12 protein-coding genes are annotated in these 9,682 nt (G+C 37.6%); 8 read left to right on the plus strand and 4 right to left on the minus strand.

From position 1 onward, the window contains the following. Positions 1-40 precede the first annotated feature (40 nt). The 3 genes from dnaN to IJJ71_RS10745 form a co-directional block, all read right to left on the minus strand. Positions 41-1,153, minus strand: coding sequence for a DNA polymerase III subunit beta (gene dnaN / locus IJJ71_RS10735; RefSeq protein WP_296846947.1), 1,113 nt, complete (start codon positions 1,151-1,153; stop codon positions 41-43). A 535-nt stretch (positions 1,154-1,688) separates the two neighbouring features. After that, a complete protein-coding gene (gene dnaA / locus IJJ71_RS10740) occupies positions 1,689-3,197 on the minus strand; it encodes a chromosomal replication initiator protein DnaA (RefSeq protein WP_296846948.1) in 1,509 nt (502 codons plus the stop codon). A 61-nt stretch (positions 3,198-3,258) separates the two neighbouring features. Beyond that, positions 3,259-3,579 (minus strand): helix-turn-helix domain-containing protein, encoded by a 321-nt coding sequence (locus IJJ71_RS10745; RefSeq protein ID WP_296846949.1) that lies wholly within the window; start codon positions 3,577-3,579, stop codon positions 3,259-3,261. A gap of 142 nt (positions 3,580-3,721) precedes the next feature. On the opposite strand from IJJ71_RS10745, the gene IJJ71_RS10750 reads away from it, so the two are divergent. From IJJ71_RS10750 to IJJ71_RS10775, 6 genes are all read left to right on the plus strand, one after another. Further along, positions 3,722-4,138 carry a hypothetical protein gene (locus IJJ71_RS10750; RefSeq protein ID WP_296846950.1) on the plus strand — a complete coding sequence of 139 codons (417 nt, stop codon included), beginning with the start codon at positions 3,722-3,724 and terminating at the stop codon, positions 4,136-4,138. A gap of 228 nt (positions 4,139-4,366) precedes the next feature. Further along, positions 4,367-4,627, plus strand: a complete 261-nt coding sequence (locus tag IJJ71_RS10755; protein WP_296846952.1) for a type II toxin-antitoxin system RelB/DinJ family antitoxin — start codon at positions 4,367-4,369, stop codon at positions 4,625-4,627. Next, on the plus strand, positions 4,627-4,899 hold the full coding sequence (locus IJJ71_RS10760) for a Txe/YoeB family addiction module toxin (RefSeq protein ID WP_296846954.1): 273 nt from the start codon (positions 4,627-4,629) through the stop codon (positions 4,897-4,899). Before IJJ71_RS10755 ends, IJJ71_RS10760 begins: the two co-directional genes overlap by 1 nt. A 129-nt stretch (positions 4,900-5,028) precedes the next feature. Beyond that, positions 5,029-5,283: a DUF4160 domain-containing protein gene (locus IJJ71_RS10765; RefSeq protein WP_296846956.1), complete on the plus strand. Its 255-nt coding sequence runs from the start codon at positions 5,029-5,031 to the stop codon at positions 5,281-5,283. A gap of 3 nt (positions 5,284-5,286) precedes the next feature. Beyond that, a complete protein-coding gene (locus IJJ71_RS10770) occupies positions 5,287-5,535 on the plus strand; it encodes a DUF2442 domain-containing protein (protein ID WP_296846958.1) in 249 nt (82 codons plus the stop codon). A gap of 246 nt (positions 5,536-5,781) precedes the next feature. Beyond that, entirely contained in the window at positions 5,782-6,612 is an 831-nt protein-coding gene (locus IJJ71_RS10775) for an Rpn family recombination-promoting nuclease/putative transposase (RefSeq protein ID WP_296846960.1), read from the plus strand. A gap of 111 nt (positions 6,613-6,723) precedes the next feature. Here IJJ71_RS10775 and IJJ71_RS10780 read toward each other — a convergent pair whose 3' ends face one another. Continuing rightward, on the minus strand, positions 6,724-7,047 hold the full coding sequence (locus IJJ71_RS10780) for a helix-turn-helix domain-containing protein (RefSeq protein ID WP_296846962.1): 324 nt from the start codon (positions 7,045-7,047) through the stop codon (positions 6,724-6,726). 165 nt (positions 7,048-7,212) lie between these two features. Here IJJ71_RS10780 and IJJ71_RS10785 point away from each other — a divergent pair, with 165 nt between their 5' ends. Both IJJ71_RS10785 and IJJ71_RS10790 read left to right on the plus strand, forming a co-directional pair. Continuing rightward, positions 7,213-9,027 (plus strand): hypothetical protein, encoded by a 1,815-nt coding sequence (locus tag IJJ71_RS10785; protein ID WP_296846964.1) that lies wholly within the window; start codon positions 7,213-7,215, stop codon positions 9,025-9,027. Positions 9,028-9,099: 72 nt separating this feature from the next. Next, complete coding sequence (locus IJJ71_RS10790; protein WP_296846966.1) at positions 9,100-9,450, plus strand: hypothetical protein; 351 nt, start codon at positions 9,100-9,102, stop codon at positions 9,448-9,450. The last annotated feature ends 232 nt before the right edge of the window (positions 9,451-9,682 follow it).

Raw genomic sequence — 9,682 nt, forward strand, 5'->3', positions numbered from 1 at the left:
CATAAAAAAAATCCCTACCATCAGGCAGGGACTTTCTTGCTTACTCCGCACTCATCGGCATAAGGATATGGAAGTAATCGGCTGCTGGCTCCGGTCGGAGCGTTACGGCTCTCATCACCTCTGTAAACTCAAATGTAATGTACTCGCTGTTCATAACCTTGAGCGGAGCATCGATGTGCTTGTAGTTCATCGAGATTGAAACTTCCTCGCCATCGTACTGGCACGGAATCTCTTCTTTTGCATCACCAAATTTAGTTGATTTTGAAGTGATTGTAAGAACGCCTGGTGTAAGGTTGAAAATAATTCTTCGTGTCTCATCAATCATGATTGAGATTCGTTTGAGCGCATCGACAAATTCTTTCTTCAAAACCTTGAAAGAATGTGCCTGTGACTCAGGAATTACGCGCGCATAGTTCGGATACTGACCGTCAATAAGAGTGCAAGAGAATTCATAGTTCGCAAACTTGAAGAAAATCATCTTATCAACGATTGCGACTGAAATCTGACCTTCATCAGAAGCATGTTTTGCAACAACATTGAGAATCTTCGGATGAACGATTGCAGCAGGGAACTCTGGAACCCCGGCAAGAACAGCTTTTTCTGCATAAGCAAGTCGTCGGCCATCAGTTGCAACCAAAACAAGCCTGTCATCCTTTTTCTCGAAATAAACGCCGTTCATAAAGTAGCGTGTCTCATCGTCACTTACGGCAAAGCTTGTCTGAGTAATCATAGCCTTGAGTTCTTTTGCAGGAACCTCAAAGAATGAAACTTTCTCAGCGATTGCGATTTCAGGGAATTTATCCTGAGAAGTGCAGTTGAGCTGATATTTAATTTTCTTTGTAGAATGACGGATTACGGCTGAAACAAGATTGTCATTGTCTTTGAGAAGGAACTCAATCTCGCCCTCTGGAAGAGCTGAAAGAATACCCATGAATTTGTCACAAAGAACAGTAGTTGAGCCTTCTTCTTCTATATCAACAGGAATTTTAGTCTGGAAATTTACTTTGATGTCAGTAGCCTTAATTGTAAGAGTGCCGCCCTCTGCAATCAGAAGAACATTTGAAAGAACAGACACTTCATTTTTAGTAGAAATAATTTCCTGTGCGATGGAAATTTCGTTAATCATCGCGTTTCGGTCAAAAATAAACTTCATTTTCAACTCCTGTAAATGTCTTTCTATTATAGAAAATTTTCCTTTATTTTTAAAGAGAATTTTTCTATAAATAAGAATTTTTTGGGGCTTCCCCTTCGGGTTGCGAGTACTTTAGTTGTCGTGCTCGTTTGGCTTTTTAGTTCCTTAAAGCCCTGCATGGATGCAGGGTAAATGTAAAGAGAGAAAATTCTGTTTACCTTTAGGTGAATAGAATTTTCTCGTTGTAATCAAAAAATCCACGGATGGATTTTTTGTTACTGTCCTTAAGCCGAAGTTTTTCACAGATTTTATTTATATCTAAATTTTAAAGAATTTAGTAGTAGTAATAATAAGGGCTGTGAATTTGTTGAAAAGTATTCTATTTCTTTTTCGCATAAAAAATTATAAGGTTAAAAACTATCTTAAGGTTCTCAACAAGTTTTCCACATTTCCACAATATTAAAAGTTTTCCACACGAAATCCACATGAATTTAGCAATGAATTCACAAATTTCGATAAAAAAAATACCCCGAAATTTCTATTCGGGGCGGGAAATTTAATTGCCTTTTCCAATCTGCTTTGTCAGAGCCTTTATGATGTCAGAAATAGCAAGGTCTCCGGTTTTAAGCCTGTCTTCAATGTTATTTATAGAAGAAATTACGGTCGAATGGTCTCGGCCACCGAATTCCTCGCCGATTTCATCAAGCGAATATTCAGTAAGCTCTCGGCAAAGATAAATCGCGATATGGCGTGGAACAGCAACAGTCTTTTTGCGTGAGGAGCTTTTCAAATCATCGACAGAGACATTGTAAAATTCACTTACGGCTTTCTGGATTGTGTCAACGCTGATGATTCCGCTTCCGGCAGGATTTATTGAATCGTTAAGCTGTTCCTTTGCGATCTCAATTGTAAGAGATTTGTTCATAAGCTCGGCATAGCCAATCATTCTGGAAAGCGCGCCTTCAAGTTCTCGGACACTTGACTGGAAAGTCTGAGCGATGAGTTCCTTTACATCCTGCGGGATTGTTTTTCCCTGGAATTCAAGTTTTTTATCAATAATGGCAAGCCGGGTTTCATAATCAGGAACTTTAAGATCAATATTTTGGCCTCTGCCGAACCTTGTTTTGAGCCGTTCTACGATACCGTTGATGTCTTTGAGCGGGCGGTCACTTGTGAACACAATCTGGCCTTTTCGGTTGTAGATTTCATCGAAAGTGTAGAAAAGCTCGTCCTGCAGTTTCTCTGATTTTTCAAGGAACTGAATATCATCAAGAAGAAGGACATCGAGCTTTCGGTATTTTTTTGTGAATTTATCGGTCGTGCGCTCACGGATAGAGGCCGTGAATTCGTTCATCATCGACTCAGTGGTGATGTAAGCGATTTTGAGCTTAGGATTATGATAGTAAATGTAATTTCCGATAGCGACCATCAGGTGAGTTTTTCCGACACCAGAAGGACCGTAAAGAAGAATCGGATTGTAGTTTTTGCTGCCAGGATTTTCAGCCGCCGCAAGACAAGCCTTGTAAGCGTAGTCGCTGTTGTCACCTGGAATGAAGTTCTCGAAAGTGAAATCCTCAATCAGCTGCGGGTGCGGATCAATCTGCGACAGATTTTTGGCTTTAGGGGAAGCTGAGAAATCCGGCGAATCAGTATCAAAGAATTTCTTTGGCTGAGATTTTGGACTTGAATCAACATTATCCTGCGGCGGAGTTTCAGCAGTTTTCGGAGATTCAGCATTAGCCTGCGGAACCTGAGAAACTTGATTTTGCGTAACTTGATTCTGAGAAGAACCCTGTGGTTTAAAATTGAAAACCGGCGAAAGATTTATGCTCTGACCTGAAAGCTCAGCGATTGTAGACTGAATTTTTGCGACATTACCTTTCTGAACCATGCGATCCCACAAAAATTTTGATGCGACACCAACCTTGATTTCAGAAATAGTGTCCTCAATATAAGAAAGGTTAAAATTCAAAATGAATTCGTTTTCATTGCCCGCTGATTTGTATTCCTCGCGAAGAAGATTCATCGCCTCTTCAAAAATTTCTTTGTAAAGCTGTTCTGACATAAGGGATATTTTAGAATGAAACAGGAATTTTCTCAACGAAAAATAACCTTAAGAAAATTTTCTAATATTTTTCATTCAAAGCGTTTATTACGGTAAGAATCGCGTTTAAATCGTTCTGTGAAAAACGGCGTAATTTGTTTTCGATTTCTGAAATTTGTGGATTAACTGATTCTTTGGAAGATTCGTCGCTCATGTCCAGAAGATAATCAAGAGATACTCCAAGAAAACGAGAGACTTTGAGGGCTGTGTCGGCAGCAGGAATACTGTTTCGTTTGATTCCAAAACTGATGTTCGTTACATCAAATCCGATTGAATTTGCAAGTTCTTTCCGCGTTTTTCCCAAATAAGTTAGTTCAGTATCGACTTTTTTCCAAAAGTTCATGATTCAAAATATGACAAAAGATATTTTTTTACTTGATAAAAATGAGTTTTGATATATAATCTATTTTAAGAAAAGAGTTTTCTCATTTTTTAATGACAAAACTCAATAAAATCACTTGCATTTCGTGCAAAAAGGAGTTTTTATGAAAAGATTTTTCAAATTTTTCTCAGTTCTTGTTGTTCTGATGTTGGCAATGTGCTTTGTTTCTTGCTCGGACAATGATGATTCAAGTTCGTCGGAAGGTTCAGGGGGAATCACGGAAGCGATTTCAGGAAGATACAAAGGAAGTCTTTCAAATCCTTCTCTTGGACCGGCTTATATGATTCTTACAATAAATAATGATTACACCTGGTCTTCGCAAGGCTATGATTCTAGCTATTCTAAAAAGGAAACTGTAGGAAGTGCGACAGGAACATACACCAGAAGCGGAAATACAGTTAAAATAACTGGAACAATAGCTGATTTGGGAATGGGTCTTAATCTGACCTGCAAGACTTCTGATGACTGGAACACGGTCGCCGTAACAGGTGATTTTTCTGGCACAATGACAAAGCAGTAATTCTTTGAAATTCTTGTGTTGCAATCTTGATACAAACAACAATATGGGAATAATAGGTGTGTTCTCTTGGTCAATTCATGCCGGTGCGGTTTATCACTTTTAAGATTAAACTTTTTAAGTAAAGGATTCTGCCCGCCGATTTCCGGTGGGCAGATTTTTTGTCAGCCGACATGTGTATTTTGACAAAAATTATATTATTGTAGTATACTGTAGTTGGAGGTAGTAAATATGACTACAATATCTGCAAAAATTGAGAACGAAGACAAGAACTTGTTTGAAAGCATTATTAATTCAATTGGATTGAATGTTACTACCGCGATAACTGCCTTCGTAAAGGCAACAATTCGTGAAAATGGAATTCCCTTCTCATTGAAAGCCGCAGACGACCCCTATATTTACTCAGAAGAAAATATGAAATTTTTGAGACAAAGTATTGCCCAAATTGAAGCTGGAAACGGTCAGATTCATGAACTGAAGGAGAATCTGTAATGCTAAAAGTTTGGGCAGATGTTGCATGGGATGACTACTGTAAATTTTTCGAACTGAATCAGAAAAGACTGATAAAAATGGTTCATGATTTGATAAATGACATCGAACGCAACGGTCAGGATAAAGGTCGTGGTCAACCTGAGCCTTTGAAACATGAACTTTCAAGTTACTGGAGTCGAAGAATTGATTCTGCAAATAGACTTGTTTATAAAGTTGATGGTGATAAATTGTATATAGTTCAGTGTGGAACTCATTACCATCAAGAAAAGTAAATTTTTTCTATAATATTTTTCCCGCTTCAAATTGAGGCGGGATTTTTTTTATAAAAATTTGGAAAAATAATCAGACTTTTTCATAAAATTTTTTGAGATGTGATATAATTACATTGTTTGGGGGTTGTTATGCCAGAAATTTCAAGATTTTACGGAATAGTCATAAAAATGTTCTTCAAGCCTAAGGAACATGAACCATCTCATATTCATGCTCTTTATGGCGAATATGCTGGCATTTTTGATTTAAAAACATTAGAAATGACAGAAGGTGATTTACCTCAGAAAGCTCAATCTATTGTAAAGGAATGGCTCCAACTTAATACTGAAAAATTGGAAAAAATGTGGAACAGCCAAAAAATAGAAAAACTTCCGCCTTTGGAGTAATCTATGATTCCAAGAATAAAATCTGTTAAAGATAGGGACGATTATAAATTAGAAGTTCTCTTTGATGATGGCAAAAAAGTTCTCTATGATGTCGCGCAAGATATAAATACAATTGAATCATTTAAGGATTTAGTAAATATACATGGATTATGGAAGCAGTTTTCTCTTGATGAAAGCCGTACATGCATTTTTTGGAATGATTATATAGACCTTGCAAGCGATTCTATTTATGAATATGGTCAAGTTATTTAACTTTTGGGCTAGGGATTGTAGCACCTGCGGAGCAGTTCCGTAGTATAACGAAGGAATGGAGCGCGGTTAGCGCGTAAGTGCGGAAAGCCCGACCGACATGAAGTGTCGGTAGCCCCCGGAAATTAAAAATTTTCAAATATAACAAAAAATTATCAAATCACATTGCCGAAAACGCACTTTTTTTGGAAATAAATATGTGTGAGAAAAAAGAAAGTGTCTCACAAGATTTATTTGCGAGGTGCGAAAATGGCAGGGAAAAATAAGAATCAGTATGAGATAGATTTTTCTGAAAAGTGGGAAAATCTGACTCTTGCGAATAATTTTATTTTCTATAAAGTGATGAGACATCATCCGGATGCTTGTAAACATCTGATTGAAATGCTCCTAAACATCAAAATTGAGAAAATAGAAATGTCGAATGAGGAAACTATCGCTATTGATTATGACGCGAGGGGAATTCGACTTGATGTGTTTGTTAAAGATTCTAACCAGATGTTTGATATTGAAATACAGGTCGCCAATACGAAAGATATTCCAGAGAGATCAAGATACTATCAAGGGTTGATGGATATTGATACTTTGAAAACAGGACAGAAATACAACGAACTGAAAAATTCCCATGTGATTTTTCTTTGCATGACGGATATTTTCAGAAAAAATATGCCTGTCTATACATTTGAAAATCTTTGTCTGGAAAATCATGTCGTAAAACTTGGAGACCGTGCTTACAAACACTTTTTTATAGCTCCGATATGTGCTAAAATATCAGAAGATGAGGAAATCAAAGATTTTTTCAATTTTTTGGTTTCAAACAAGGCGAAAGGAAAGTTTACATCTGATTTAGGAAATTTTATTTTCAATGCAAAGCACAATACTCAATGGAGGGTTCAGTATATGACATGGGAACGACAAAGAGCCTACGATTTGGAAGAGGGTGAAATTCGTGGTGCGCAAAAAAATGCTATTGAAAATGCAAAAAATGCACTTAAAATGGGGCTTTCTGCTGAGCAGGCGGCACAAATAACATCTCTTTCGTTGGAAGAAGTGCTTTCTTTAAAAGAAGAGATTTCTGTGTAAGCCGATGGGCTAGGGTATCTTTGCTTTCACCCTACATCTTGTAGGGCATAGTTCGGAACGGCGGAACAGCCGACCTGCCGGCCGGCAGGTAGCCCCCAAATGAATTTTTCTCTACATCAAACTGCACACTTCCTTCACATCTTTTTCAATACGAGAGAGAAGCTCGCTTTCTAGCGATTTTCCGAAAGTGTTTTCAAACAAGTCTTTTTTGTTCTGCGGGCTGCCGTTTTCCTCAAAAAGCGCGGACGACGGAATTTCGAGTGCGACTGCGATTTTATCAACCATTTCGGGCTGCGGCCAAGAAATTTTATTTTCAATCTGATTTATGTAAGCAATACTTTTTCCAACGGCATACGAAAGTTTTTCTTGCGAAATTCCCCTTTTCTTTCTGTAAAATTTGAGATTATTCACAAAAGTTTCTCTGATTGCATTCATTCTTTAAGAATGCCTTTTTCTGAAAAATAAAATTACAGAGCAAAATTAAAATAAAATTGATTTATATTGATAATTTTAATAAAATAATGTAATAATACTGTATAATATCAAGGTTTTTCTAAAATCAAGAAAATCTTAATCTATTTTACTGTGAAGGAGTTTTTTATGCTTGAAAAATTCAAATTGGATAAGCAAACGGTCGTGTCGTTCTTGCCGTCACTGCTACTTTCGCTTATTCCTACCATTTTTATTATTGCCGATACCGCGAATTTCGGCTTGGGATTGCTGACATATATCCTCTGTGTGCTCGGCAGTCATTATGGCTGGGAATTGGGCAAAAAAATCCACGATTATGCGCCCGTAACGGCGATTTTTGGGAAAAGTCAGAGCGATTTAGCGTGGAAGAAATTTCTTGCCTTGCACGGAAGCAAAATCACGGGCTTTTTTCTTGGGCTTGTGCTTCCGTGGATGATTTTTGATTTTGCCTTTAACGATAAAGATGATTTGAGCCGCGGAAAACTGAAAAATCAGCAGGCGGGAGAAATCTCCAAGACGACTGACAAAATCCTCAAAAACCAATACAAAGCCGTGGAAAACGACATTCAGCAATACGGCGATTTTACTTTTAAGACAGGCGTTCAAAGTGCGGAAACGAACGGCGGAGTTTATGTCGTGCTCCGGTATGAGCCAAAATCAAAAGAATACGCAAAATCGTTTAAAAATCAGTTTATACCGAATATTCTGAAGAAACCGTTCATGCAACCGTTAGAAAACGGTATTATAGGTCGGGATTGTGATTTTAGCGGGGTGAGCCTTTATAATCTCTCTGAAAAAAATAAACTATGGGGACAAGAAACATACAATCAAAAATGGGCACAAAGTTCCGTTATGGGATATTATTCAGAATACAAAAAAACACCTGCTGAACTGTTGAGAAAAACCATCCTTAGTTTGGGCATTGAGCCAGTATATTATTTACCATTGAATATTTTTTCATTCAAAGATTTTTTTGAATTGTATAAAACTTATAATGATACTCACACTGGTTTTGAAGACGATATATTTTCCTTTATTTTCAGCGGATACCGCAGACTTGACAGTTACGGCGACAATCTTGAAGATTATTTACAATGGCGAAGATATGTCAGCAGTGTCGGCGAAGATGGAGTAACGGTATACTTGCATGATGGTGCGGATTATGAGCATTGGTATTTTGAGCACAACAAAGCGAGCGAAGATGAATACAAAACATGGCTAGGAAAATATATTGGTGTCGGAACGCCGACGGAGTATGACATTGCCCGCAAAAAATTGAACACATTTGTTTATGAAAACTGTGGAACAAATGCAACTGCGAAAGATGCTGAACACTATGTACCTAATCCAGAATACATAAAAAATTACGGATTGGCAAACAATTTGGATGAACTTGAAGAAGAAGCCGATGGCGTTCCGCTCCTACGAGTTCAATACTACAAAAAATTCGTTCAGTTCGTAAATGAACATTGGGACGATTATCCCGATGGAATGAAAAAGCACCGCGAATATGAAAATCTTGAATCGTATAAAAAGGAAGATTGCGGTTCTTTTGTTGGCTACATCTTCGGCACGGAAAATCTCTATGGCTGGTCAGATGTTGAAGACTTGGCAGAAATGCGTTCTGCATTCGCAAAAGAAAACGGTGTGGCGTTGCAAGAAGAATACACTAAGTTATTCACGGAATTATATTCTACATACAAAAATGTTCACATCGACGAGCGAAAAGAACTGTTCAAGAAATTAGTCGATTTGTCAGATTGCAAGGTGTACATTGACTACCGCTGTGTTGCTGCCGCCGACAACTGGGAAAGCGCAAGCGTCATTTTGGACAAGCGCGGCGTGCTCACCTACAAACTGCAACTTGAACCGGGCAAATGGGTAGATGCGGAAACCTACTTTACTCTGCGTGATGGCTCAAAAGATTTCTTGCAGTGGAAATAACAAATTCGCAGGGCTGGCATTAAAGTGCGTTGCATTGCCAAACCTGATGAAAATATATAATTGGAGAAAAATATGAAACTCAGAAAACCATTTCATTTTAATGAATTTCTTCATTCCCAATTTGTTGAAAAAAATCTTGCGAATACGATTGCAGAACAAGCAAAGAAAAAAGAAGAGGATTTGAATAAAATTTTACAGGCGTTTTGTTTGACACTTGTAACGGATAATGATTTTCAAGAAGTTATTGCAAAGGAATTTCAAACAAAGATAACATCATTCACAAAACAATTATTCTCGGTTGATTCTATAACAAAAATCGAAAAATCTATTGATTATGATAAATTTTATAAAGAAAAAAGCGAAGAAGAATACAGAAGAAATGATGAATTTTCCCCTTATCTTAATGAAGACTGCTTTAAATAAAGAACAATTTGAAAATTGATTGAAAACAAATAAGGCTGCCGATCGTGGCAGCCTTTATTGTTACGGCGCATGAGCCGGTGAAAACATGTAGCGAAGCGGAATGTTTTCACAATAAACCACCTGCTATGCGGGTGGTGGGCAAAAGCTTATAGCAAAAAAAACTTTCCTCGAAGGTGTACAATAGGTTGTTCAAGTCTATTGCGTAACGCCAAGGAGGAAAGTAAATGGCAAA

Origin of the sequence: Treponema sp. (genome assembly GCF_017430385.1) — a bacterium.
GTDB lineage: Bacteria > Spirochaetota > Spirochaetia > Treponematales > Treponemataceae > Treponema_D.

Coding starts and splice junctions, on each gene's coding strand:
- IJJ71_RS10780 (WP_296846962.1), bottom strand. CDS start 7,047: ATGAATGCAATCAGAGAAACTTTTGTGAATAATCTCAAATTTTACAGA.
- IJJ71_RS10765 (WP_296846956.1), top strand. CDS start 5,029: ATGCCAGAAATTTCAAGATTTTACGGAATAGTCATAAAAATGTTCTTC.
- IJJ71_RS10770 (WP_296846958.1), top strand. CDS start 5,287: ATGATTCCAAGAATAAAATCTGTTAAAGATAGGGACGATTATAAATTA.
- IJJ71_RS10775 (WP_296846960.1), top strand. CDS start 5,782: ATGGCAGGGAAAAATAAGAATCAGTATGAGATAGATTTTTCTGAAAAG.
- IJJ71_RS10750 (WP_296846950.1), top strand. CDS start 3,722: ATGAAAAGATTTTTCAAATTTTTCTCAGTTCTTGTTGTTCTGATGTTG.
- IJJ71_RS10790 (WP_296846966.1), top strand. CDS start 9,100: ATGAAACTCAGAAAACCATTTCATTTTAATGAATTTCTTCATTCCCAA.
- IJJ71_RS10745 (WP_296846949.1), bottom strand. CDS start 3,579: ATGAACTTTTGGAAAAAAGTCGATACTGAACTAACTTATTTGGGAAAA.
- IJJ71_RS10755 (WP_296846952.1), top strand. CDS start 4,367: ATGACTACAATATCTGCAAAAATTGAGAACGAAGACAAGAACTTGTTT.
- IJJ71_RS10785 (WP_296846964.1), top strand. CDS start 7,213: ATGCTTGAAAAATTCAAATTGGATAAGCAAACGGTCGTGTCGTTCTTG.
- IJJ71_RS10760 (WP_296846954.1), top strand. CDS start 4,627: ATGCTAAAAGTTTGGGCAGATGTTGCATGGGATGACTACTGTAAATTT.
- dnaN (WP_296846947.1), bottom strand. CDS start 1,153: ATGAAGTTTATTTTTGACCGAAACGCGATGATTAACGAAATTTCCATC.
- dnaA (WP_296846948.1), bottom strand. CDS start 3,197: ATGTCAGAACAGCTTTACAAAGAAATTTTTGAAGAGGCGATGAATCTT.